This is a genomic window from Arcticibacterium sp. GJ41-1, from assembly GCF_055808875.1.
Genome location: NZ_CM147888.1, coordinates 2,478,286 through 2,503,086 on the forward strand (window position 1 = coordinate 2,478,286; position 24,801 = coordinate 2,503,086).

A 24,801-nucleotide genomic window follows, 5' to 3' on the forward strand; every position below is an offset into this window, starting at 1 on the left:
TACTGGGCGGGACACGGTATTTCTACAGATACCCAACATTGAGAATTAGTGGAGGTTTGAACTTTTAGGGAAAGGTTCTTTTGACGAAAAGCCTACAAACGAAAAGACGACTAGCCTCCCTTGTGGAAACTAATCGCCTTAAATTCTATTTTACACATTAAGCTTTCAGCCCAATTCCATTAAAACTTACCGTTTTCGTTTTTCCATTCTGCTCTTGGGGCAATAGTTTCTATCACATCCCAGTGCTCAGCTATTTTACCATTTTCTACTCTAAATAGATCATAGAAAGAAGTATGCTCACCAGCGAAAGTACCTTCACTCACAGCTAAAACAAAGTTTCCTTCACCTAGCACTAAGTGCGTTTTTTCAAAAACCATTGTTACACCATTTTTTGCCATTTCTTCTAGTGCCTGACCCAAGCCAGAAAGGCCATCACCAATCATAGAATTGTGCTGAATGTAATTATCTCCGTCAAAGTAATTTCCAATTTTATCAAAATTACCATTGATAAGAACTGTGTTGATGAAATCGTTAACCAAAGCCTTATTCTCTTCTGTTTTTTCTAAATCTTTTATGGCCGTACTTCCGTCAGTTTGTGTATGATTACTAGGGTTTGGGGCAGTAATAGCTCCTAAGTTATCCCAATGCTCTACAATAAGCCCATCTTCAAATCTGAAAATATCGAAACCTATTTTTGGTCCAAAGAAATCATAAACCGTATGGGAGAAAGTATAGTCTCCATCTTGAAACGAACGAACTACATTTGCTTTAAAACCGCCATCTGGAGCATGCTGTAATACCGCACCAAAACCTTCTAAACCATCAGCTACGCCAAGGTTATGCTGTGTATAGTTAGTAGGGTTAATATACCCAACTGGGGTTTGGTCACCTGTTTCCAGACTTACTAATAAAGCCGTTGCTTTTTCTTTGTTACTTAGCTCATCTTTCTGTGAGCTTACCTCTTGAGCATCACAAGCTGTTAAACCTAGTGCTAAAATTACCGTTGTACTTAATATTGTTTTTTTCATCATCATTTGTTTGTTTAAATTGATGATGCAAAGGTGCAGGGTCGCGGAAAATAAGAAGCGATAAAAAAAATCCTTTCAGTGATACTTTTAGGCCGAAACAAATTCTGCTCTAAATTCAACGGGAGTTTTATCGGTGTGTTTTTTGAAGTATTTGATAAAGTTGGTAGGCTCTTCAAAACCCAATGAAAAAGCAATTTCTTTAACGCTTTCGCTGGTATGAGCCAGTAGTCGTTTGCATTCCAGCAAGACTCTATCATCTATAATTTCCTTTGGAGTTTTCCCAAATATTTTTGAAGTAGCCTGATTCAGTTTTTTAGGTGTGATATACATTTGTTGACAGTAAAAGGCGACTTTCTTCTGATCAATAAAGTTAGCATCTAAAAGATCTTTAAATAGCAAGACATAATCAAGGTCTACATCTTTTTTAAGTGCTATAAAGTCTTGTTTACGCCTTTCTCGTTCAGAATGTAGCAGCAGGTTGTGGAGGTCGTTTCTAAGTATGTCAGACTGATAATGGTCTTTAGCGTTTTTTAACTCTAATTCCATTTGATTAAAAACACTGGCGATAATTGAATTCGAACCGGAGAGTTCAAATTTAGAAACTGAAAGCAAGTCATTAAAGAGGATACTACTTCTTAAGAATTTAGTATCAGCTTCGGATTTACAGAAGAAATCATCTGTAAAGAGAATCATCTTGCCTTTAAAGTCTATACGCTTATCAAAGAGCTGAACACTATTTTTACTTATAAAAAGGATGGTGTTGGGTTTAATTTCAACGGGATTAAAATCGACTAGGTGTGTAGTGGCACCTTCCTGAAACCATAAAATTTGGTAAAACTCTGCTCTGTGGGGTTTACTGATTTCTTCAGAGAAATCACTCAAAAGGTACTCGAAATTGATAATTTCAAACTCCTGTGGAAGCCCCTCTTTGAAATTATATTTTTGAATTTTATCTGTCAATTTACTCTTGCTTTCTGAAGCTTGCTTTTAAATGATAAAGCTACAGAATAGAAATAAGCCTACATAAAATACTTTTCAAAAGAAGCGGTTGAGCTGTTTTAAATGCCTCATTATAATCGAGGTTTAAAGCCGAAAATTAGAATTATTAACAAAGAAACGTTTAGGAGCAAGCGTATTTCTTATTAACCCTTTAACTTCTGAAACTTGCCTTTTATCTATTTTGGAATGTTTGCTTGACTTAATGATTTTAAAAGCTATAAATTTAAGATAACGCTTGCCATGGGGCGTGTACATTTAACCCGATAAAATTGAAATGAATTTAACTAAAAAGAAGACCGTCTATACTCTAATTTTTCTTTTGCCTTTTGTGGTTTTTCTAGGCTGTAAAACTACAAAGCCTATTGCTGCCACTGAAAATCCAGATTTTCAAAAATTGGCTTATCAAAATGATGACCTGGTGGTGGATTTAGGAGTGGGTCTTTGGGCTTGGCCACTTCCTATGGACTTTGATAATGATGGCGACATGGATTTGATAGTTTCATGTCCTGATAAGCCTTCTAATGGTACCTACTTTTTTGAGAACAATTCTAAAAAGACAGATAAAGAAGTAGTTTTCGAAAAAGGAAAAAAGATTGCCGAAGGATTTAAAAACCTTCAGGTTTCTAATGTAAATGGGCAAGCCAAAGTTTTAGGTCCAGGGGTGGAATATCTAAACTTTGAAACGGAGCTTTTTAATAATCCCAGAACAATATTTGACAATAAATCTTTAGAGAAAAACCATAAAAAGATAAGGTTTAGCCAATGGAAATATGTGGACTATGATGGTGACGGCGACCAAGATTTATTGGCTGGAATAGACGATTGGTCTGATTACGGTTGGGATAATGCTTTTGATAAGGCAGGGAATTGGACAAATGGACCGCTGCGTGGTGTGGTTTATTATCTGGAAAATGTAAATGGTAATTATAAAAATAGAGGTAAAATTTTAGCCAACAATAAACCAATTGACGTTTACGGGGCACCATCGCCCAATATGTATGATTTTGATGGTGATGGAGACTTAGATTTGATATGTGGCGAATTTCTTGACAGGTTGACGTGGTTTGAAAATATAGGTTCACAAAAAAAGCCCGTTTTTGCCGAAGGCAGATTCTTAAGTAACACTGCAGGCTTAATCAAAATGGATTTGGAGATGATTATTCCAACAGCTGTAGATTGGGATAAAGATGGCGACATAGACCTTATTATAGGTGATGAAGATGGTCGTGTGGCTTTGGTGGAAAATACGGAAAAAGTAAAAGACCGCATGCCGCAGTTTGAAAGTCCAACATACTTTCAGCAAAAGGCCGAGCATATTAAGTTTGGAGCTTTAGTTACACCGTTTGCGGTAGACTGGGATGATGATGGTGACGATGATTTAATATGTGGAAACTCTGCTGGTTACATTGGTTTTGTAGAGAATCTAAACGGAATATGGGCACCGCCAGTTAATTTGGAAGCTGAAAACGAACCTATTCGTTATTTAGCAGGAGAAAAAGGTTCTATTCAAGGGCCTGCAGAGGCAAAATGGGGTTACACCACACTCTCGGTGGCAGACTGGGATGGTGATGGTTTAAAAGATGTTCTGGTGAATTCTATTTGGGGAACCATTACATGGCATAAAAATATTGGTCAAAAAGGGAAACCAAAACTAGCGGAATCTCAGCCTGTTATTATGGATTGGGGCAATATGGAAGTTCCAAAACCAAAATGGAATTGGTGGAATCCTAAGTCAACAGAATTAGCTACACAGTGGCGAACTACGCCGAATGCCATAGATTGGAACAAAGACGGATTGATGGATTTAGTCATGCTAGACCATGAAGGTTATTTATCTTATTTTGAACGTTTTGAGCAAGATGGAATACTGAAATTAAAGCCAGGGAATCGTATTTTTCAGGGTGTGAATGGTTCTGGTTTTACCAATAGGAATGATGTGAAAGTTAACAAAACAGGGGCTTTACGCTTAAATGTAGGGGAAGCAGGTGGCAGCGGTAGACGAAAATGGTGTTTTGTAGATTGGGATGAAGATGGCGATTTAGACCTCCTGGTGAATGGTTTAAATGTTGTTCTTTTTGAAAATTTAGGAACAGAAAATGGTCAAGTCCAACTAGCTTTTAGAGGTGATATTTCAACTCAAAGGCTAGCAGGACATACCACGTCACCTACCATGATTAACTTAAACAAGGATGGAAAACCAAGTTTGTTAGTGGGAGCAGAAGACGGTTTTATGTATTTATTTAAGCAATAAGGTTTTTGATATGAATCTATTGAAGTTTCTGTAGATAAAGTTCTTTTCTTCTACAAAAACTTCCTTTAGATGTTCTATTGCTTCTTAATAAGTAAGCTATTTAATAGCAAAACGTAGTTTTGGGAGGTTGTATGACTTAGTTTTTGGATTTAACTTCCAAAGTTTCTAAGGGCTGAAATTTGGTGTTCGTAAGTTCCAAACTGCAGTCCCATAAATCTATCTGGTACTTTTTGTTGTAAGAATCTATTGATGTTTTTACTACCTCTCCATCTGAGAAATATATACCTTTTAGGTTTTTATATTTTTCATGATATGCAAGGTTGGCTAATTTTTTTCCTGCTCGACTGGGTGTGTTAACGTTCTTTTTAAACAGTGTCAAAACGGGCATAATGTTTTTCCATAAAAAACGCATAATTGGTGAGTACGTCTTGGCAAGGCCCGTTCCTGGGGTCATTCCTGGGTCGTAGGCATTAACCCTCATATTGGTATGTTGCAATCGCTCTTGCAGCTGATACGTGGTCATTATGTTACAGAGTTTTGAAGTAGAATACCTTCGCTGCCCTACTATATTTTCTTTTTCTGCTGTTTCTTTCGGATAAGCAAATTCAATTGCACTGGTATAAATGGGTGGTTCTATGGGCGTTTTAAGGGCTGGGTCGTGGGTTTCACTTGATGTAAAAGTAATATGAGCATTTTGGCTCATATAGGGCAATAGTTGCATAGTTAATGCAAATGGCCCCAAATGATTAACACCAAATGTTTGCTCGAATTTGTCAGTTGTATATTTTGTTGTGGCTATATTTTGGATACCTGCATTATTGATAAGAATTGAAATGGAATTGTACTCTTTTTTAGCAAAATTCTTAGAAAACTTCTTAATAGATTTAAGTGATGCTAAATCTAGTTCCAGACATTTTAGATTTTCATGACCTGTTTTAGCCTTGATCTTTTTAAGAATTTCATTGCCAAACTGTACATTTCTAGCAGGTATTATTATTTGTTGGTCTTTGGCGAGTTTAGCCATTTCTAAGGCACATTGAAAACCGATGCCACTAGTTGCTCCTGTTATTATTATTGATTCCATAATTGTTATATTTAATTATGGGACAAAGTTTATAATTGAAAAAACAAAAGCATTTGTCATTTGACAAATTGTGATTTAAATGTTTCTTCTTATCCTGCTTAGTGAAGATTGCGTTATTCCTAGATAAGAAGCAATGTAAGAAAGCGGTATTCGGTTTGCCAAGTTTGGGAACTTCTCTAAGAAATTAAGGTACCTTGTTGAGGCGTCTTCTGCTAGCATAGGGCTAATTTTATTTACCTTTTCAATCAAGGCTTTTTCTGTTATTTTTTTTATGATATCATCCCAAGTTATTATAGTTGCAGAAAGGTCTTCAAAAACTTCTTTACTAAAAACTAATAATGTGCAGTCTGTTACTGCTTGAACGTATTCGGATGATGGAATTCTTTGATTATAGCTATTAATATCGACTGCAAAGTTATTTTCCTCAATGAAATATTTCGTTATTTCATCCCCAAGGCTGTTATAATAACATACTCTAAGTATGCCAGAATCTATAAACGCCACTTGTTTTGGGATTTTTCCAGCCTCTGAAAAGTAATCATCTTTTTTTAATTCTAGTATTTTCAGTTTTCTTTTTATAAGGTCAACTTGTTGTTGATTTAACTGCCCAAATTCTAAAAGATAGTTTATTAATTTTTCCATAAATACAAAGTTCTAGCTTTGGAAGATAATACAAATTGTCAAATGGCAAATATGTTGATTGGAAGAAATGAAAAATGAATAAGTTCGAAGTATACCTCCATAGAACAATGGAGTTTAATTTAGATTTCTGGAAAATTACCCAACTTTTAATAAGTTAGCTTGCTCTTAGTTCTTATCAATTTTACATTCACTTCATCAGTAATTATGAATAGTTTGTCCGTTGGGCTTTGTAGTACTTTATTTATCCTTATAGGTGGCTATTTACAATAGTTTTTTCGATAATTATCGCCTAGGTAGAATGATATGAGGACTCAGCTATAGAGCCTGAAATAGAATAGAGTTCGAATAAGAATAAATGCCTTTTTCTTTTAGTCTAATAATTATTTCTATGTAAAATAAAAGCCTTAACCGTTTCTCCATCTTTCAATTCGTTTAGAATCCAAGTGTCCTTGTTTTCACCAGCTTCTAGTCTCCAGTTTCGTTTTGGGTCTACTAGAAGCTTTTTAATATTTCTTGGAAATGCATTTGCTGCACGAGCATCTTCCCATGTTCGAATGGTTTTGAAAATTGCATCTTTCTGAGGGCAGCTTTCTACATCTTTTTGGTCTAGAATAAGGCTGTATGTAGCTCCCACACCTACTGAAATCGCTTGGATATGCTCGTATTGCTCTACGGTAGAATTGGCTTTGATAGGGAAATTACCGCCCATGCCTACTGGGAAAAAGTTTGCATAAGTTACATCACGAAGGTCTTTTCCTTGACTCGTGGTGCTTCCCCATTCTCTCGTTTCTACATCGTAAAGGTTTTTCCCTCCACCTACATTCCAAATACTTTGATAATGCCAAGAACCTTCTGACAAGGTAGCTCCCGTAAAACGAATAGGAGGGATGTTTAAAACTTCAGCCCTTTCAAACATCTTACGGAAAAAGCGTTTGGCAGAATAGTAGCCGTGTCCGTTATTAAACAAAAACTCCTGTCCATCAAAATCGTAATAACCTAAACCGTTAATGGCACAAACATCGGCATAGTATTCAGCGATTTTGTCTTGAAGCTTCATGTTAGGAATCAATCCATCATAGCCATAATTAAGGGTAACCTGCAGTTTGTAAATAGTGTCGTTCGCTTGATGATTAGTTGCGGTAGTTTCCCAATAACCACGTTTTACATTCAGTAATCTGTATGGTTCTTCTTTTGAAACACCTAGATAAAAAATCAATTCTTTACCTATTTTTATCATGTTTAGGTTTTCGGCGTGTCCTTCCCAGCTTGCAATTTCCTCCAGATGTTTTGGGTCATCCACTATAATAATGGTGTCTGTGGCACTAATGCTTTTTGAAAGTAATCGTTTCTGCTGATAGCACAAACTGTCACTGGGCACAGGGCTGGCATCTTTTGTCCCAGGAGCCAGTGCGGTGGTAATAGGCGTTCTTCCTATAGTAATTCCATATTCTGCTGCCATAGCGGCAAATTCCTTATGTGATTTGTTCCCTGCGGTTAATTGTATTGGTTTCTTCTCAAAATTCTTCCCGTCAATGTAACCTTCATTTCCTCGGTCAGGCTTTATAAATCCTTGGTCGTATAGGCTGATTGCCTTAAATCCCAATTGTGAAGCATAAGAAATGATACTGTCGTTTAAATTTCCGTGTGACATGGCATCTGGTACAAAAGCAGCTGGGTCTTTCACCCATTTTCCAGCAATAGTAGGATAAGGCAATTTCTCTTTCACTACAATGTCCTGAATCACATCCATTAGAGCAGTGCTATCTGGGCTACCCCAAAATGCAATGGAAGAGCCTATAAAATCAATACCTGGCAATGGTTCAACCTCTAAATGGTTTGGTGTATTGGCGGCCATATTGGGTATGAGCGAATAGTATACTTCTCGCTCAAATGTTCTATCTCTGGAATGATAATTAATTGATACTCTGCCCAAAGAATCAACCATTGCGGCGTTTCCATACATAATTCTATAGTAAGGTTCTTTGTGGGCATAAAAGGCCACATCGCTAATTCCATCTCCTCCTAAAGTAAAAATCTGCCCTTCATGCAAAGAATCTGGCAGTGGAAATTGCTCGGAATCAGGCGAATGAATGATGTACTGAAAAGGAGCAGCATCTGCTATGGTTTCAGAGGTACCACCTAGGGTATTGTCATCTAGAGCCAGCATGCCAATAGCATAATTATTTACCTCACTTGTGTCTCTTGCCACCCCTATAATTTCACCAAATAGGTTTGTAATATTTGTATGATAAGGTCCCCATTGAATTCCGTCAATTCCATTTCTTGGAGTAAGAGACTCTAAAGTCAATTTGAAATATTTCTCCTGTGGTGTTAATGTGATGGTAGCCACAGAACCATTCGGATAGCTTAGTGAAATTGTTTCTTCGCTATTGTCAATTTCTGCTTCAATAGGCTCATAATAAACTTTCTTTTTGCCATCATAAAGTTGAAGGAGCGGAGATGGTTTTTCCAGTGGACTAAACTCTCGATAGGAGTCATTTGTGATATTGCCCATTCGGGTAATGAAACCTTGCTTGTTTATTTCTATTTCAAAATAATCGGTAGAAAAAGTACTTTTTGCAATGTTAGAACAATCTGTGAATAAGATTGTAAGGGAAATGAATAAGGCACTATATCCAAGTCTTTTGAAATGGGAAGTATTCACTGAAATTGGTTTGAAAAACTGGAACATTATATCTTGGTTTATCCGCTAATAGAGGAGCTTTATAAGCCAAGATAATATAAATCTATCTTAAAAGTCGTGAGGAATATGGAGGCTTCTTCTTCACGGAGATTAAAGTAAGTTTTTGGTGGATTTAGTAAGCTGACATTTTCAAAGTTTGCTAAGAATTGTTTTATCAATATAGAAAGTACCAAAAGGAATAAAACTGGCTAAAATAACCTTCCATGTAGTGTTTCGGAATTTCCAGTTTTGTTCCACACCTACACTTATGGTATTGAAAATGAAAAGCAAGAATAATGCTCCGTGAATGGGACCCATGGTTTTAGTTAGGCTTGGGTTTTCGAAGTAGTATTTCATAGGAACTGCAATGAAAACTAGTACCAAAAGGGAAAGGCCTTCTAGGTAGCCAATTATACGAAGTCGGCCAATTTTAGTTATAAATAGATTTTTCATAATTATCTGAGATATGGTCTGTTTGCAAGTGGAGAAAATGGCCAAGGAATGGCTATAAGAATGATGAATAGAGCGATAGAGAACCAGACTAGCATGGTTTTGAATTTGTCTTTATCGGTAGTTTTTCGTTTTGCTATGGCGGAGCCAATGGTCAATAAAACAATGGCGGATAGCATAAGGATTATATGAAAAAGGCCGAAAAAAGTGGCGTCAATATTCTTTATGGCTTTATCAAAATTTGCCCAAAAATATTTTATGACTGGACTCTGGGTGTAAAGTATAATGCCAAAAATGAGCTGAATATGAGCTAAAGTGGCAGTCCAATGCCTTGCAAGGTTATCGATTTTAGTGAATTTGAGATTTTGGAAATAGCCTCTATAAGCCCTGAAAATGGCAAAAAGTAGACTTAGGAGAAGGAGCCACCGTATCAGTGAATGGCAATAAGTAAGTACTTGATACATCAGTATTTCTTTAAATAATGATGCAAAGGTAAATTAAAACATACTAATTAGTATGTTTTCTGTGTGGGACTTACGCTAAATTTGCTAAATAGGATTTAAGTTCTTCTAAGTAAGCGTGATAACAATCTGTGTTGTTGTAGATTTTACCAAAATTCCTGATACCCCAGTAGCCAGATATGACAAAATATGCCACTTGTTTGGGCTTTACAGTGCTTCGAATATTTCCATTCTCAATTTCCTTTTTTATACAATTTTCTATAGTGCTTTGCCATTCTACTATGAGTTCGTTTAGAGCATTGGTAAATTCTGAATTCCATGGTGTCATTTCTTGTGTTAAATTCCCTGCAGGGCAGCCGTATTCCAATTTCAAAAAAGAGTTTTCAAACAAAAGAGACTTCGTCATCAGGTAAATTTCTTCCATGGGCTTTTCTGCATTTTTTAATGGAATAATAAAGTCCTTCTTCATGATTGGCTTCACAATCTCATTGATAATTGCAATGCCCATTTCGTCTTTTGTTTTGAAATGATAGTAAAAAGCACCTTTCGTAACTTTTGTGGTAGCTATAATCTCGTCGATACTCGTGGTTTGGTAGCCTTTTTTATAGATAAGGTCAAATGCTTTTTCAAGAATTGTATGTCGCGTATTTGATGCTTTAGACATAAAAGATACTGGTTAGTATGATTTACAAAGCTATCAAAAAATGCTTGTATCAAGATTGATGTATCTTGGATGAGTTATGGATTCCTTCTAGAGAGAGTCAGGGAGTTCTTATTGAAAAATGTGGCGAACATTTTTGTAAATGGTCAATCTATTTCTGTCGGTAACTTCTCATTTGGATCATAATCAGAATCCAATTTCTTGGCATTTTCTTCTACAGTTAACTTGAACCCTTTTTCTTTTCTTAATTCATTTACCCTCGAAGGGTTTTTAATTGGCCAAATTGCGTATTTATTATCTGGTCTTAATGTGTTGACAGCTTGAGTGCCATAAATCTGCTTTTTCCCTTTCCACATGAGTAATCTATCTTCCATTTTAGCACATAGACTTGGGTTTGCTTCACCTTTATCAACAAGAATTTTAAACTGACTAAAATATTCTTCCATAAATTCTAAGTTGGTATGTTGTACGCAGTAAAATATTGCTTCTGCGGCTTTCTCTCCAATTTTACTTTGCTCTAGCCAGCCATACTTTTTGAGTATAGATTCTATTTTAATCTTGTTTTTATTGTCAATGGTCACCATTTGATTGATATATGCACCTGCTTCGGGTGAATCAAGGCCGATGGAGTCCACAAGTATTCTTCTAATATCTTGATCCTCGTCATACATTTTTTCAAGTACTATCCGTAATGAATCGTAGTTAACCGTTTGTGCGTTGCCATTTGATAGTTTGCAAATGATGGGTATTAGTATGAGGAGGATGATTTGTATTTTATTCATTGTTTCTAGGTTTATTAATCGGTTGTCAGTCAGTGGTATAATGATGTAATATAAGATATATAAAGTATTTATAAGGATTGTAAAATGAGGATTTTAACTTTTTAAATAAGTCTAAAGCTATACAGATTCCCACCTTTAAAATATCTAGTGATTAATAAAATGAGAACCTAGCTTTAGGAGCTCAAAGAAATATTAAGTTTTACAATTGGACGAAACTGGAAAGAGATTAATTATAAAGCAAAAACACCAATAATTCATCCCCAAATTTCAATGTCTTTAGCTGGGATTTCGGTATTTTTGATAGTAGGTAAAGTCTAACATAATTTACAATGAATTTGATTCTCGAAAAACGAAAAACCCTCCTCCTAATTACCCTATTCCTCACCACAAGCTTAGCATTCTCCCAAAAGAAACTAGTTCTACTTTCTGAGCATCAAGGACCAGTAATTACTGCGAACCACGCTGATGTTTTGGCTAGTAAAAACCGTTCTGGTTTTGAGACTGGGCAGGTGGTAAAAATTGATGGGGTATATCACATGTTTGTCAATGAAATGTTTGAACGTCCACACAGAGATATGCGAATTGCATATTGGACGAGTCCGGATGCAATTCAGTGGAAACGGCAAACTACCTTAATTGAAAGCATTCCTGGAAGGTCGCCATCTAACCCAAGGTCTGAAGTATGGGTAACGGGTGTGGAATATAATGAGGACGATGATGCTTGGAACATTTTTTACGTGGCTTACAGAGCAGGCGATAAAGACAAAGGGGAAATAGAGCGAAGCGACTACGAAGGTAAAGTTTGGCGTGCAAAATCTGTCATAAAAGGAAAGCAAGGGATTGCAGGCCCTTATGCCGACTTAGGAATAGTTTTACAACCTGACGAAAGCTCGCAAGCTTGGGAAGGGCAACAAGCCGTAGCCACATTCAATCCTTATAAGGTTGGGGAAAAATGGTATGCCTTTTACGATGGGCACAATTATATTCCGATGGGCCCTTGGCCAATTGGCTTGGCAGAAGCTCCAAAATTGAGTGGCCCATGGGTACGCTTGTCAGAAGAATATAATCCTGTTCCTATTGCTGAAGAGTTTGCCGAAAATCCTCAAGTAACCGAATTGAAAAATGGAGACTTGCTCACAGTTTTTGATTCCTTCGGCGACCAAGAAATAGGATACAGTTTGTCTGAAAATGGCGTACAATGGAGCCCTGAAGTGAGAATTAAAATACAGACTGCTGATAATATTTGGGCGGATGCTGGCGACCATGCCATGCGAACACCGCTCTGTGCCATTGAAGAAGATGACGGCACTTTTACTGTTATTTATACCGCTCGGATGAATGTAAATGGCGAGAATTTTTACGCCATTGGCAAATGCACATTAGGCTGGAAATAACCCAATAAAGAAGATTTAAACCTTATTGAAATGAAAAGAAATAGTTTATTTATCGCATTCTCTTTGATTGCTTTTGTGTCTTGGGGACAGTTTACCACACCCCGTAATACGGCAGCGTTTTTAAACAAAAGTCAGGTAGGTGCTGCGGCATTGCCAGAGCATATTGCTCCCATAAATGCACCCTTTGATATGCCTCAGCTACAAAAACCAAAGTTTGCGGATTACACACTGAATATTACAAACACTGGAGCAAAGTCTGGCAAAAAAGTAACGCAGCACATTCAAAAAGCTATTGACAAGGTTAATGAGCGTGGTGGTGGCACCGTATTGGTTCCTAAAGGCATTTGGCAAACAGGAAGAATAACACTCAAGAGCAATGTGAATCTTCACCTTCAAGAAGGGGCAGAACTCCATATCGGTGGCGAAATAGAAGATTACCTGCCAGCCGTTTTTACACGGGTAGAAGGTATAGAAGTAATGTCTAGCGGTGGTTTTATTTACGCACATAATGCAGAGAATATTGCTTTGACAGGAAAAGGTAAAATCGTTGGCCCACCTTTAGACGCTTCTGTGAGAACAGCGAAAAATGCACCTGGAGTGGTGGAAATAGCGATTGACCAAGATGCTCCAGTAAAAGACAGAATTTACGACGGACACGAAGGTCGTTTTTTTTACAAACCTAAATCCATCTGTTTGGTAGAATGTAAAAACGTTCTGATAGAAGGAATTACGATAGAACGCAGCGTCACATGGAATGTAACACCCATCTACTGCGATGGCGTAATCATACGTGGCATTACCGTAAACTCGGTGGGCATACCTACGGGAGACGGAATAGACATAGAATCTTCACGAAATGTACTGATAGAATACTGTACGCTAAATAACGGAGACGACTGTTTTACCATGAAATCTGGTAGAGACAAAGACGGCATCAAAGTAAACCGCCCTACAGAAAATATAGTGGTGCGATACTGCCTTTCAGAAGCTGGGCATGGAGCCATAACTACTGGCAGCGAAACCGCAGGATGGATTAGGAATATATACCTGCACGACTGTATTTTTGACGGAACAGACAGAGGTTTTCGTTTCAAAACCAGACGTCCGCGTGGTGGTGGTGTAGAAAATATTTTCTACGAAAGGGTGGAAATGAATATCAGCAAACACGCTTTAGAATGGGACCTTTTGGGTAGCAGAACTTATGTAGGAGCATTGGCAGACCGGCTTCCTAAACTGCCTATCAACGAGTTGACGCCTTTCATTCGTAACATTTTTATGCGTGATGTTAAAATTACTACTAATAACAGTTTCATTAGGGCAAAGTGTATTCCTGAAATTCCGCTAACAAATGTCATCATGGAAAACATGGATGTAACATGTAATGAATCCATTTTGATGCGAGATGTCAAAGACTTTACCATTCGTAATTCCACTATCCGTAGCAAAGTCCAAAGCATGGAAATCTTAGAAGGTCAAAATGTGGTTTTTGATAATGTTCAGATGATTTATAGGGAGTAGGTTGAAATGGAAGGTTTGATAAAATAATTGTCGTTGCTTGACTGTTCTCCCAGTCTGTCGACAGGCAAGGGCTTGGCAAGAACTGACATAAAAGGAGTGCAAATGTCAGGTCGAGCGATAGTCGAGACCCTCCAATAATGATTTATTTTAAACCCTATGATTTTAAAGTCATTTGCACTAAGATGACTGTTCTCAATGTCTGTCGACAGGCAAGGACTTCGCTCGAACTGACAGTGTATTTCCAAAGCACAGAAAATACTATTCACTCGACCTAAACTGACAATTACGTAGCATTTAATTGAGAGTTAAATCTTATCTTTGAAAGGTGAAAACTACATAAATATTGCTCAATAGATATATACTATTGAGTAAGTTGACCTAAAAAACTATCGTTTCATAAAAGCCGCGAAATAAGAAACCATGACAAACAAAAAACTATACTTCTCGATACTTATCGCCATATTATTAGCTATTCATTCCAGTTCTGCTCAAAAAGCAAAAATAATATTTGATACCGATATGGAATCAGATGTGGACGATGTAGGTGCACTCGCATTATTGCATGGACTTGCTGCTAATGGCGAAGCTGAAATTCTTGCAACCATGGTTTGTAGCTTAAATCCTTGGGCTGTGCCTACCGTAGATGCCATAAATACCTATTTCGAACAACCTAATATTCCTATTGGTGCTGTTAAAACATATGGGGTTTATAGAAATTCTAAGTACGCAAAAATTATATCAGAGGAGTTTCCGCAAGACATTGGCTTAGGAGAAAATGCACCTGACGCGGTATCGCTTTATCGACAAATTTTGAGTAGCCAATCGGACACAAGTGTTGTGATTGTAACTGTTGGTTACTTATCGAATTTATCAAATCTTCTTAACAGCCCACCTGACAATATAAGTCCACTAAATGGCGTAGAACTGGTAAGACAAAAGGTAAAACACTTGGTATGTATGGGTGGTAGATATCCTTATTTTCAGGAGATTGGCAAGTGGGGTAATTTTAAGCCGGATCCTGACGCCATTGTGAAAGTGAGCAAAATGTGGCCCACGCTTATTACGTTTACAGGTGGTGGTGATTTTGCTGACCTTATTAAAACTGGAAGCCCCTCGTTTAATCACAAGTCTAAAACTGACCTTGTAGCTAGGTCATATAACATTTTTCTGGAAGGCTGGAACAGAGACTGGCACCATAGTGCTGATTTAATAGCTGTGTATGTTGCTGTAAGAGGATATAATGATTTTTTCAAGCTACATACCCAAGGTTATAATCACATTTTTGAAGACGGAACGCTTATGTGGCGTTTACAGCCAAACGAACCTAGGCATCAGCTTGTTAATGAATTCAAAGAAGGCGTTTCTCCTTCTACGGCAGCTGTAGAATTTGATAAACTAATGAACCTCGCTAATAAAGAAATGAAATAAGAGTATGTATGAGTGATTTTATAAAACACAAAATACCACTCTCAATCTTTCTTCCGCCAATAATTAGCCAATAAAGAACCTGAGATATTCATCCATGGGCTGAAAACTGCGGCTGCTAAACCTACCGTTGCTAATTTACCCATGACACCAGCCAAGCCTGCTGCCATGCCTCCATTTTGAAGACCTACTTCAAGGGCGATTGTTCTTGCGTCGTTTTTATTGAGCTTTAATATTCTGCTAAGCGAGTAACCTAAGGTATAGCCCAAAGCGTTTTGAATAATAGCAACTAAGAACAGTATTAAGCCTATTTGCATAATATTTTCTTGACTAGCTGCTGTAGTTACCAATGTGAAATACACAATTCCAAACATCGAAATTAAAGGCATGAAGGTTGGCAGTTTGGGCTGCCGCTTAGAAACATGGTAGTAAACAACACCAAAACTGATAGCTCCTGCTACGAAATTGACCATTTCTAATAATTGAACCGAAAGACCAGAAAATGTGGTAGAAATATATGCCCATCCTCCGAAAATCATGGCAACTAGCCATACCATAGAAAAAACAGCAGCCACATAGACTTGCTTCTTAAACATAGGCGAATATGTCCGCAAAGCTTCCGCCAAAAGAGCCGCACCAATAGGCACAATCACAATTTGAATAATTTGAAAACACATGCTTAGGAAATCTATTTCTACATAAGTTCCTGCTAAAAGTGTCATTAATAAAGGCGTCATAACAGGAGCAAGTAAAGTCGCTACCGCTGTTAAAGTAACCGAGAGTGGTAAATTAGCTTTTGCCAAGAAAACCATAACATTGGAAGCTAAACCGCTGCTACATGAGCCTATTAAGATGATTCCTGCGGCTACCTCTGGCTCAAAAGAAAACACTTTGGTTAATCCATAACCAGCTAAAGGCATAATGGTAAATTGACAGATTACGCCAATCAATACACCTTTCCCCATTTTGCCAATGCCTGAGAAATCTTTCAAACTCATTTGGGTACCCATCCCAAACATCACCAACTGAATTACTATCAAAATGAGCCACTTGTTTCGCATGTCAAAGTCACCAATATGCAGAAATGTAGACGGGTAAACCATGCCACAAACAATAGCCACGATAATCCAGACGGTGTAACTGTAATTTTTTAATGCCGAAACCGCACCAACCCCTACAGCAAAAGAAACAATGCCCACAACTGCAAAGAGTTTTGTCAAATCCGATGCATCTAAAAACAGGCTAATAACTAGCCCAATGACCGATAATGCTGCTATCCAAAGTCCACTACGTTGTAATAAAAGCATCTTACAATACGGTTGATAAATACTCCATCGCTATCCCTGGACTTGCCAAAATAGGCACCTTTTTATCATCTTCAGATAGCTGGCCTACCACGCGTGCCATTGATGCCTGAGCCAATAAAATCACATCTACTTTAGTCGATAATTCTATGAGTGCTTCCGCCACCATTTTGTCGTGCACTTCTGGTTTACCACCCATTAAAGCTTCAAAAGCCCCTTCACAGAGTTTTGAGGTTAATTCTATTTCTTTTCCTGCCTTTTGAGCTCTTCGGAGTACTAAGTCACTTGTTGGCCCTAAAGTAGTTGGCAGCGTAGCCACCACACCTATTTTCGTTCCCATTGCCACGGCTTTATCTGCCATTGGCTGGTCTACCCTAAGTACAGGTACCCCCGTTAATCCTGCCGCAGTTTCTACCGCCGACCCTATGGAAGAACAAGTTACCATGATATAATCTGCTCCTGCTGCCTCTGCAGAACCCACATAGTCTACCACGCGTCTGGCTGTGTCTTGGGTAAACTCGTTTCTAGCTATCGTATTTTTTATCAAACTGTCATCCACAATATTAAAAACCTTAATATCCTTACCCTCTAGGTATTGGTCTATCAGCTCTTGAAATACCGGCACCAGTGTGGCCGACGTGTGAATTAGTCCTAATGTCTTGCTCATAATTTTAAGTATTTTCGTTTAATTTCCTTGTCTTAATAGTTCAAAGTAGGTTTCATCACCTACTTGTCCACCTTTCAAATTGATTTGCATTTTATTCACTGGCGAGTTGCTAGCATAGGCCACACAGAGTGGTGCTCCCGGAAAAATCGGTGCAATCATCTCTACCGCTTCTATGCCTAAGTTTTTCGCTACATAGCCAGAAGTGTCACCACCAGCTATTACTAACCTGCTAATCGGTACTTTTTCTAATGCTTTTCTGGCTGCAGTGCCTAAGACCTTCCCAAACTTGCTGGCTATGTTTTCATCCGAAGCATATATTTTTGTTTTGGCCAAACGTGGGTCATTTGGTCCTTTGCATGTATGCAAAATGACGCTTTTACCCTTTAATAGCGAAGCCGCCATTTTGCTGGCATAATCGGCTATTCTGGAAGCTGTGTTTTTTGGGTCTAATACATCTGGGTCAACCTCTACTTCATCAAAACCGTTTTCTACAGCCCATGTAATCTGCTCACCTGTAATGGGTGAACAACTACCAGAAAGCACTATTATGGCGTTTTCTGATTTAATAATCTCCCAGTTTATTTTCTCTTTAAATATCCCTTGTTCCGCCCAAAAGTTTCCCAAAGCCTTGGCAATGCCAGATGAACCTAAAGAAAATAAGGTTTCAGTTTTGGACGCTAGCCGCTCAAATGTTTCTCCAATCTTTGCCAATTGGCTTTCATACATGGCATCAAAAAATATCACCTTTGTACCTTCTGAAATTAGATGGTCAATCTTTTGCGAAACTTTATCAATCTCCCCATCAATATCGACCAAATCTATCAAGCCACTCTTACCGCCGTATTGCTTAGATAAATGCAATTTTAAATCGGATTCATCAGCAGGCGTAGTAGGATGTTTACTCATAGATGGATGGCGGTCTAATCTATAAATATCTCCCTTAGAACCAGCTCCCATGCGAGCATATAAATTGCCAAAAGCCGAGTATCTACCTAAGTGAGGTGCAGCTACCAAAATAGGTACAATAGTTTGACCAAAAGTTCTTTTTCCGCAGTCAATTGCGGTGCCAAGATTACCAATTTCTACAGATGAATCAAAAGTAGAACACACTTTATAATGCACATATTTGGGAGCCAAATTTTTAAAAGCTTCAAACGCAGGAAGCAGTTCAGCTTCCATTTCTTTAGGTGCCATTGCCCGTGTCAATCCTGCAATTCCGATGGCGTCTATATCTTTAAATTGTCCTAAAAGTTCTGGTGTAGGGATATCCAGAAACAGCACCGTTTTTAGTCCTGCTTTTGATAGAGATTCTAGGGCATCAGTAGAGCCCGTAAAGTCATCGCCATAAAATGCTATTTGGATGTTCATTACTTACTACCAAATTTTAGTACCGACTCTCCAAATTCTTTATAATCCTTGGCTGTTTCTTGTAGTGTTTTGCCATCCACAGCACCTTTCCATGCCTGTTTTAAAGCTCTCACGCCTCCAGCAGGGCCAGATGGATGAGCCATTATACCGCCACCAGCCATGTAAAGTAAATCGGTAGTTTGTGTTCTCTTGTACGTTTCAAAAGCTTGTCCGCCCCATTGGCCAGAGGATACTACCGGTAAAATGCCTTGCTCTTTGATAAAAGGCTTCAAACATGAGTTTATAGAGCGAACCACAGAATCATCCGACTCCCAAAATTTATTTTCAATGCCGTTGACATGCAATTGGTCTACACCTGCAAGCCGCCATATTTTTGAATATGCAGGAAAATTGATACCCAAAAGAGGGTGACGGTTTAACATGCCGTAACCATTTCTGTGACCATGAATTGATAACTCACCCATCTCACTAATTTTCTTTGTAGCAGCCCAACCCACGCTGTTAATACTAATCATGGCACAGGAGCCACCGTGTTTTACAATCCACTCATATTGGCTTTGCATTTGGTCTATGTCGCCACTGATATTATAGGCGTACATTACTTTTTTGCCTGTTTTATCTTGATGAGTATTAATTACTTTTTGAATCATTTCTACCCTTTTTTCAAAAGGAGAGTTGGCGGTAGAAGTCATTAATTCATCGTCTTTCACAAAATCAATTCCTGCTTCGGCTAATACTTTTACTAGGTCTGCTGTGTATTCTGGCGTTAAGCCCACACTTGGTTTTATGATGGTACCAATCATGGGCCTATCGGCTTCTACACTCGCTAGTTCTTTAGTTCCCTTTATTCCAAATCGGGGGCCTTTGAATTTATCGGTAAATGACTTAGGTAGTGTGAAATCATCTAGTTTCAAACCGGTAAATTGTTTGAGCTCGTATAGGTTTCCTTGTAAAGTAGAGACTAAAGCAGGCACATTAGTACCAAAGTTTTCTTCCGACCATGAGACCGTAATCTTTGCTCTTTTGAAGGTCATATTTGAACCAAAATCACCTGGCAAACTCGGCTGAGAGACTGATTCTAATTCCTCAATTTGCTCTACACGAGCAGCAAAACGGGCTTTTAATTCGTCAGATTCGCCGGGAACAGAAACGAAAGTTCCACTTGATTGTTCGCCAGCTAAAACGTGTGCAGCTTCTTTTAAATCATAACACGTTTCTACTAAATAGGTAGCCGTAATACGTTCCATTTTATAAGGGTCAAAGTTTCTTATTTTATCGCTAAAAAATATTTAAGGTCTTGCTAATATGATTTTGAGAACCTTAATTTGAAAAGTAAAGAAAGCAAATTAATCGTAAATAAAAGAAATTAAACGATAGTTGATTTTGCACGAACTATAATTTCAAAAAGCTTAGATTAGCGATTTGAAACCAAGACGAATTATACAAAAACTGTAGAAAACAGGGACATAAGAGCTCCTAGGCATAAGCTGGATTATACACCTTAAAGTTATTATAGTGAAGAACTTAATGTTAAAATGAGCAACTCTAATTAAGCTTAAATTATCAATTGATTAAGCTACGTTTTCATGATTCAATTTTTACCCTAAAATATTCAATTATTCGACCCAAAAAAATCTTCAAATGAGAAAAAAGCTTCTAAATGTCCTTATTGGCTTGTCTGTTTTCACCAGCAACGCTACAGCACAGTCACAAGATGCATCTTCCTTAAAACTCTGGTATAATACACCTGCCAATTCTTCTATCAAAGATGACATTAGCACGTATAAAGATGATGCTGAATGGCTAAAAGCACTTCCGCTTGGAAATGGGGCTTTGGGTGTAATGGTATTTGGCGATGTCAACAAAGAAAGAATTCAGCTTAGTGAAGAAACCATGTGGTCTGGCAGCCCTGATGACAATGACAATCCGGATGCTTTCAATTCACTTTCGGAAATTAGAAGCTTACTGTTTCAAGGGAAATATAAAGAAGCCACAGAGCTTACCAACAAGACACAAATATGCATAGGAAGTGGTTCTGGGAAAGGTCAAGGCTATAAAGTGCCTTTTGGAAGTTTTCAGACTCTGGGTGATTTGTGGTTAGATTTTAACAAAAATAAAACCTATACAAACTACCATAGAGAGCTAGATTTAAATGAAGCCGTAGTACGAGTAAGTTATAAGCAAGACGGTATAAAGTTTAAAAGGGAAATATTTACAAGTGCCCCTGACCAGGTCATGGTGGCCAAATTTACGGCAGATAAAAAGGGGAAGATTTCATTCTCTTGTGGCATGGATAGGCCTGAACGTTTCACTACCTATTCAGAAGGAAACCAATTGGTTTTGACAGGTGCACTTTCAAATGGAAAAGGTGGTGACGGTTTACAATACATGGCGAGATTAAAAGCTGTGGCGAAAAATGGAACAGTTAGCAGTAAGGATGGAAAATTGACCATTTCTAATGCTGATGAAGTAACGCTTTACCTCTCTGTATCTACTGATTACAAATTAGAATATCCTACGTACAAGGGGAGAGACTATGAAAACATTACGAAGAGTAACATTGAAAAAGCTAGTCAAAAAACGTACAGCAAGCTATTAAACGAGCATATAGCCGATTATCAAAATTATTTCAAGCGAGTGAGTTTTGACATTACTCAGGGTGAAAAGGATTTAATACCTACCGATGAACGACTAATTGCCTTTAAAGAATCGCAGAAAAGCGACAAGCGTTTGGCGGAGCTTATGTTTCAATATGGTCGCTATTTGATAATTTCATCCTCTCGCCCTGGCACTATGCCAGCCAATCTTCAGGGGATTTGGTCTAATAAAATTAAAACGGCCTGGAATGGCGATTATCACACTAATATCAATCTCCAAATGAATTATTGGCCTGTGGAATCAACCAATTTGCCAGAAATGCATTTGCCCTTATTTGACTTGATTGAGTCATTGGTAGAGCCAGGTTCTAAAACTGCCAAAACGCATTACCATGCAGATGGATGGGTGGTACACCCTATTACCAACGTTTGGGGTTACACCTCACCGGGTGAAGCTGCTAGCTGGGGAATGCATACAGGTGCGGGAGCATGGATTTGTCAGCACATTGGCGAGCATTATGCTTTTACTGGCGACAAAGATTTTCTGAGAAGAATGTATCCTACGTTGAAATCTTCAGTTGAGTTTTCGCTTAGTTGGTTAGTCACAGACCCAAAAACAGGACTTTTGGTTTCTGGCCCTGCCGCTTCTCCAGAAAATTCATTCATAACTCCTGATGGCAATAAAAGTCAAATTAGCATGGGACCTACACATGACCAGCAAGTTATTTGGAGTCTGTTTGATGACTTCATAAAGGCTTCAAGTGAGTTAGGAATAGCAGATGAGTTTGTAACTAAAGTAGCAAATGCACAAAAGCAATTGCTAGGTTATAAAATTGGAGACGACGGAAGGTTAATGGAATGGGCAAGTCCATTTGAAGAAGCTGATGCTGGTCACCGTCACATGTCACACTTATTTGCTTTGCACCCTGGTTCGCAGATTAACGTTTTAGAAACACCTGAGTTTGCAGAAGCCGCAAAGAAGTCTTTGAAATTCAGATTGGCAAATGGTGGCGGTCATACGGGTTGGAGTGCCGCATGGCTGATAAGTTTATATGCTCGCCTATTAGAGCCCGAAAAGGCTCTTGAAAATGTAAATCGTGTATTTCTTAAAAGCACCAATCCCAACTTATTTGGAAGTCATCCGCCATTTCAGATGGATGCCAACTTTGGTTTTACTGCAGGTGTTTCTGAAATGTTATTGCAGAGTTACAAAGGTATTATCCAGTTATTACCTGCTTTGCCAGCAGAATGGAGCGAGGGAAATGTCAATGGTTTAGTAGCCAGAGGTGGTTTTGAATTAAATATGAATTGGTCAAACGGAAACTTAAAAGGAGCTTCTATTAAGTCAAAACAAGGAAACCCTTGTGTACTTCAAACCAAGGAGGAAATAGAAGTGAAGGATGCTGAAACGGAAGTCTCAAAAGTTATAGTCAATAATCAAGTTTATTACAGAACTTCGTTCAATACAGAAGTAGGAAAGAGCTATGAGGTAGAAAAGAAGAATTATTGATAAGAAACAAAAATAGTACCTTGAAATAGCAATTTTCACACCGAAGGAATTCTGGTTTGCAACATTTATCACATAAAGAAATACCTTTCGGGTAGATATTTGTAGCATGATGAATACAATTCAAAATCATTGGGACGCTGTTTATAAAACGAAAGAACCTGACCAGGTTAGTTGGACACAGGAGGTGCCGCAAACATCTTTAGACTTTATTAGTTCTTTTGGTTTAGCAAAAACGGCAGAAATTATAGATGTGGGTGGTGGCGACAGCAAACTAGTCGATTACTTGCTTGAGGAAGGTTTTGAAAACATTACTGTGCTTGACATATCTGCCGAAGCACTTGAGAAGTCAAAGAAAAGGCTGGGAGATAAAGCTCGGAAGGTAAATTGGGTTGTAAGCGATATTACAGAGTTCAAACCTGATAGATTTTTTGATGTATGGCATGATAGGGCTGCTTTTCATTTCTTAACAAATAGCCACCAAGTTTCTAAGTATTTGGCTACAGCACGCTATTCCGTTTCAGGATTCATGACCATTGGTACTTTCTCAGAAAATGGACCTTCAAAATGTAGCGGTCTGGAAATTCAACAATACAGCGAAGATAAATTGACAGCCGAACTTCAGAATGGCTTTCAAAAAATAAGATGCATAACGGAAGAACATATAACACCATTTGACACCGCACAAGACTTTTTGTTTTGCAGCTTTAGAAGGTATCAATATTGAAAACTTTCATTGAGACTGACCATTTGTCCCTATTACAGCGAAGCCCTCAAAGTCAAATAAAACGGAACTTCAATATGTTCTTTAGTATTATTCTGAATCAACTGGGCTGTTTTCTGACCCATCATCTGAAAGTCTGTGGAGATGGTGGTGATGCCGTTTAGTATCACTTTTTTAAGCGGTGTTTCGTTATAAGAAATAACGCCCACGTCTGTTCCGACCTTAAAAGGCGAGGCAATCGCTTTTTCTACCAAGGATATTAAATCGCTCTCTGTAATGCTGATATAGGCCACGCCTTTTTCAATTTCCTCTTCTGATAAACCACTGATAGCTTCTAGTTCAAACGAATATTGCTCGCAAAAGCGAGATAGTCCAGCTAGTATTTCTTTAGGGTGATGTGCATCTTCAGGGAATATTATTTTTATCTTTTGATACTTCGCAAGGGCGTTTAAAGCCTGCTCCATGGCATTGAAAATGTCTGCTTTGAAGTTTTGACACACGGCACCATATTCGCCTTTGATTCCTTGAATAGGCTTATCTACCACAATTAGCTTTTCACTTGGTATTTCTGAATTGATAAATTCATGTATCCTTTCGCTCCCTTCCGTAAAATGCGGAATGACTACATAGTGGGTGTAGTTCTGATTGTTGTTTTGAAGGAGCTTTTTGAAATAGTTATAGTCGTTATTATAAACATAAAAGTCTATGAAAACTGTTTCGTCTAAGGAAGCTACCAGTGAGTCATATATGATTTTTTTATGAGCGTTTAACTTATTTGCCAGTAAAAGAATGTTTGGCTGTGGGTGGTAGGTAGTGCTTTTTATAAAGTAACTCTTACCCGGTACGGAATCTAAGATTCCCATTTTCTTTAAATACTTATACCCTTTTTCTGCAGTATCTCTTGATATATCGCAACCATAGCTTAATTCATTGATAGAAGGAAGTGTTTCATCTTTCTCCATAGCCGACTTGCTAATGGCTGCCAAAATTGAATTGGCAAGCTGAAGATATTTGGGCGTAGCCGAATAACCATCTATCGAAATTAGCTCTATTAAAGGGTGTTCTTTCATTTATTATTTCTAAGCTTTTGATAGGGATGGTAAGGGGTCAATAAAGATACTATTCTTTCCAATACTTTTCAAGTGCGGTTCGGCCACTTTAGAGAACTGGGATAGTTGTGGGCTGCATTTCGTGTAAAAGTGGACTAAGACAAATTTGAGCTATCGTTTTGTTTCTATTTTCGTCTAAATGTCGCA

Annotated in this window: 20 protein-coding genes; 6 read left to right on the forward strand and 14 right to left on the reverse strand. The window is 38.0% G+C overall.

The window, feature by feature from the left end:
- Positions 1-179: 179 nt before the first annotated feature.
- On the reverse strand, positions 180-1,028 hold the full coding sequence (locus AC0L6O_RS10190) for a nuclear transport factor 2 family protein (RefSeq protein WP_473308308.1): 849 nt from the start codon (positions 1,026-1,028) through the stop codon (positions 180-182).
- An 87-nt stretch (positions 1,029-1,115) separates the two neighbouring features.
- A complete protein-coding gene (locus AC0L6O_RS10195; protein ID WP_473308310.1) occupies positions 1,116-1,988 on the reverse strand; it encodes an AraC family transcriptional regulator in 873 nt (290 codons plus the stop codon).
- 313 nt (positions 1,989-2,301) lie between these two features.
- Here AC0L6O_RS10195 and AC0L6O_RS10200 point away from each other — a divergent pair, with 313 nt between their 5' ends.
- Entirely contained in the window at positions 2,302-4,278 is a 1,977-nt protein-coding gene (locus tag AC0L6O_RS10200) for a VCBS repeat-containing protein (protein ID WP_473308312.1), read from the forward strand.
- A 136-nt stretch (positions 4,279-4,414) separates the two neighbouring features.
- On the opposite strand, the gene AC0L6O_RS10205 is transcribed toward AC0L6O_RS10200, so the two are convergent.
- From AC0L6O_RS10205 to AC0L6O_RS10235, 7 genes are all read right to left on the reverse strand, one after another.
- Entirely contained in the window at positions 4,415-5,362 is a 948-nt protein-coding gene (locus AC0L6O_RS10205; RefSeq protein ID WP_473308313.1) for an SDR family NAD(P)-dependent oxidoreductase, read from the reverse strand.
- A 75-nt stretch (positions 5,363-5,437) separates the two neighbouring features.
- The gene (locus AC0L6O_RS10210; RefSeq protein WP_473308314.1) at positions 5,438-6,004 is read right to left on the reverse strand and encodes a Crp/Fnr family transcriptional regulator; all 567 of its coding nucleotides are present in this window, start codon (positions 6,002-6,004) and stop codon (positions 5,438-5,440) included.
- A 373-nt stretch (positions 6,005-6,377) separates the two neighbouring features.
- Complete coding sequence (locus AC0L6O_RS10215; RefSeq protein ID WP_473308316.1) at positions 6,378-8,669, reverse strand: hypothetical protein; 2,292 nt, start codon at positions 8,667-8,669, stop codon at positions 6,378-6,380.
- 168 nt (positions 8,670-8,837) lie between these two features.
- Positions 8,838-9,140, reverse strand: coding sequence for a DUF3817 domain-containing protein (locus tag AC0L6O_RS10220; protein WP_473308317.1), 303 nt, complete (start codon positions 9,138-9,140; stop codon positions 8,838-8,840).
- A gap of 2 nt (positions 9,141-9,142) precedes the next feature.
- Positions 9,143-9,601, reverse strand: coding sequence for a hypothetical protein (locus AC0L6O_RS10225; RefSeq protein ID WP_473308318.1), 459 nt, complete (start codon positions 9,599-9,601; stop codon positions 9,143-9,145).
- Between the two features lie 70 nt (positions 9,602-9,671).
- Positions 9,672-10,262, reverse strand: coding sequence for a TetR/AcrR family transcriptional regulator (locus AC0L6O_RS10230; protein WP_473308320.1), 591 nt, complete (start codon positions 10,260-10,262; stop codon positions 9,672-9,674).
- Between the two features lie 143 nt (positions 10,263-10,405).
- Complete coding sequence (locus tag AC0L6O_RS10235; RefSeq protein WP_473308321.1) at positions 10,406-11,041, reverse strand: DUF6624 domain-containing protein; 636 nt, start codon at positions 11,039-11,041, stop codon at positions 10,406-10,408.
- A 329-nt stretch (positions 11,042-11,370) separates the two neighbouring features.
- On the opposite strand from AC0L6O_RS10235, the gene AC0L6O_RS10240 reads away from it, so the two are divergent.
- From AC0L6O_RS10240 to AC0L6O_RS10250, 3 genes are all read left to right on the forward strand, one after another.
- Positions 11,371-12,435 (forward strand): hypothetical protein, encoded by a 1,065-nt coding sequence (locus AC0L6O_RS10240; RefSeq protein ID WP_473308323.1) that lies wholly within the window; start codon positions 11,371-11,373, stop codon positions 12,433-12,435.
- 30 nt (positions 12,436-12,465) lie between these two features.
- Positions 12,466-13,953, forward strand: coding sequence for a glycoside hydrolase family 28 protein (locus AC0L6O_RS10245; protein WP_473308324.1), 1,488 nt, complete (start codon positions 12,466-12,468; stop codon positions 13,951-13,953).
- A gap of 420 nt (positions 13,954-14,373) precedes the next feature.
- A complete protein-coding gene (locus tag AC0L6O_RS10250; RefSeq protein WP_473308325.1) occupies positions 14,374-15,381 on the forward strand; it encodes a nucleoside hydrolase in 1,008 nt (335 codons plus the stop codon).
- Between the two features lie 41 nt (positions 15,382-15,422).
- On the opposite strand, the gene AC0L6O_RS10255 is transcribed toward AC0L6O_RS10250, so the two are convergent.
- From AC0L6O_RS10255 to AC0L6O_RS10270, 4 genes are read right to left on the reverse strand one after another with little or no spacing between them, the layout of a single operon-like run.
- Positions 15,423-16,685, reverse strand: coding sequence for a bile acid:sodium symporter family protein (locus AC0L6O_RS10255; RefSeq protein ID WP_473308326.1), 1,263 nt, complete (start codon positions 16,683-16,685; stop codon positions 15,423-15,425).
- A gap of 1 nt (position 16,686) precedes the next feature.
- A complete protein-coding gene (locus AC0L6O_RS10260; protein WP_473308328.1) occupies positions 16,687-17,349 on the reverse strand; it encodes an aspartate/glutamate racemase family protein in 663 nt (220 codons plus the stop codon).
- Between the two features lie 18 nt (positions 17,350-17,367).
- Positions 17,368-18,717 carry a four-carbon acid sugar kinase family protein gene (locus AC0L6O_RS10265; RefSeq protein ID WP_473308330.1) on the reverse strand — a complete coding sequence of 450 codons (1,350 nt, stop codon included), beginning with the start codon at positions 18,715-18,717 and terminating at the stop codon, positions 17,368-17,370.
- Positions 18,717-19,964 (reverse strand): ribulose-bisphosphate carboxylase large subunit family protein, encoded by a 1,248-nt coding sequence (locus AC0L6O_RS10270; RefSeq protein ID WP_473308331.1) that lies wholly within the window; start codon positions 19,962-19,964, stop codon positions 18,717-18,719. The genes AC0L6O_RS10265 and AC0L6O_RS10270 overlap by 1 nt, the downstream gene beginning before the upstream one ends.
- A 394-nt stretch (positions 19,965-20,358) precedes the next feature.
- Between AC0L6O_RS10270 and AC0L6O_RS10275 the strand changes: the two genes are divergently transcribed.
- Both AC0L6O_RS10275 and AC0L6O_RS10280 read left to right on the forward strand, forming a co-directional pair.
- Entirely contained in the window at positions 20,359-22,824 is a 2,466-nt protein-coding gene (locus AC0L6O_RS10275; RefSeq protein WP_473308333.1) for a glycoside hydrolase family 95 protein, read from the forward strand.
- A gap of 106 nt (positions 22,825-22,930) precedes the next feature.
- The gene (locus tag AC0L6O_RS10280; RefSeq protein ID WP_473308335.1) at positions 22,931-23,548 is read left to right on the forward strand and encodes a class I SAM-dependent methyltransferase; all 618 of its coding nucleotides are present in this window, start codon (positions 22,931-22,933) and stop codon (positions 23,546-23,548) included.
- Positions 23,549-23,580: 32 nt separating this feature from the next.
- On the opposite strand, the gene AC0L6O_RS10285 is transcribed toward AC0L6O_RS10280, so the two are convergent.
- Positions 23,581-24,615: a GntR family transcriptional regulator gene (locus tag AC0L6O_RS10285; RefSeq protein ID WP_473308336.1), complete on the reverse strand. Its 1,035-nt coding sequence runs from the start codon at positions 24,613-24,615 to the stop codon at positions 23,581-23,583.
- Between the last annotated feature and the right edge of the window lie 186 nt (positions 24,616-24,801).

Bases quoted from the DNA above. Each gene is read 5' to 3' on its own strand.
- AC0L6O_RS10190 (WP_473308308.1), bottom strand. From the start codon at position 1,028: ATGAAAAAAACAATATTAAGTACAACGGTAATTTTAGCACTAGGTTTA.
- AC0L6O_RS10200 (WP_473308312.1), top strand. From the start codon at position 2,302: ATGAATTTAACTAAAAAGAAGACCGTCTATACTCTAATTTTTCTTTTG.
- AC0L6O_RS10205 (WP_473308313.1), bottom strand. From the start codon at position 5,362: ATGGAATCAATAATAATAACAGGAGCAACTAGTGGCATCGGTTTTCAA.
- AC0L6O_RS10210 (WP_473308314.1), bottom strand. From the start codon at position 6,004: ATGGAAAAATTAATAAACTATCTTTTAGAATTTGGGCAGTTAAATCAA.
- AC0L6O_RS10220 (WP_473308317.1), bottom strand. From the start codon at position 9,140: ATGAAAAATCTATTTATAACTAAAATTGGCCGACTTCGTATAATTGGC.
- AC0L6O_RS10225 (WP_473308318.1), bottom strand. From the start codon at position 9,601: ATGTATCAAGTACTTACTTATTGCCATTCACTGATACGGTGGCTCCTT.
- AC0L6O_RS10230 (WP_473308320.1), bottom strand. From the start codon at position 10,262: ATGTCTAAAGCATCAAATACGCGACATACAATTCTTGAAAAAGCATTT.
- AC0L6O_RS10235 (WP_473308321.1), bottom strand. From the start codon at position 11,041: ATGAATAAAATACAAATCATCCTCCTCATACTAATACCCATCATTTGC.
- AC0L6O_RS10240 (WP_473308323.1), top strand. From the start codon at position 11,371: ATGAATTTGATTCTCGAAAAACGAAAAACCCTCCTCCTAATTACCCTA.
- AC0L6O_RS10245 (WP_473308324.1), top strand. From the start codon at position 12,466: ATGAAAAGAAATAGTTTATTTATCGCATTCTCTTTGATTGCTTTTGTG.
- AC0L6O_RS10250 (WP_473308325.1), top strand. From the start codon at position 14,374: ATGACAAACAAAAAACTATACTTCTCGATACTTATCGCCATATTATTA.
- AC0L6O_RS10255 (WP_473308326.1), bottom strand. From the start codon at position 16,685: ATGCTTTTATTACAACGTAGTGGACTTTGGATAGCAGCATTATCGGTC.
- AC0L6O_RS10260 (WP_473308328.1), bottom strand. From the start codon at position 17,349: ATGAGCAAGACATTAGGACTAATTCACACGTCGGCCACACTGGTGCCG.
- AC0L6O_RS10265 (WP_473308330.1), bottom strand. From the start codon at position 18,717: ATGAACATCCAAATAGCATTTTATGGCGATGACTTTACGGGCTCTACT.
- AC0L6O_RS10270 (WP_473308331.1), bottom strand. From the start codon at position 19,964: ATGGAACGTATTACGGCTACCTATTTAGTAGAAACGTGTTATGATTTA.
- AC0L6O_RS10275 (WP_473308333.1), top strand. From the start codon at position 20,359: ATGAGAAAAAAGCTTCTAAATGTCCTTATTGGCTTGTCTGTTTTCACC.
- AC0L6O_RS10280 (WP_473308335.1), top strand. From the start codon at position 22,931: ATGATGAATACAATTCAAAATCATTGGGACGCTGTTTATAAAACGAAA.
- AC0L6O_RS10285 (WP_473308336.1), bottom strand. From the start codon at position 24,615: ATGAAAGAACACCCTTTAATAGAGCTAATTTCGATAGATGGTTATTCG.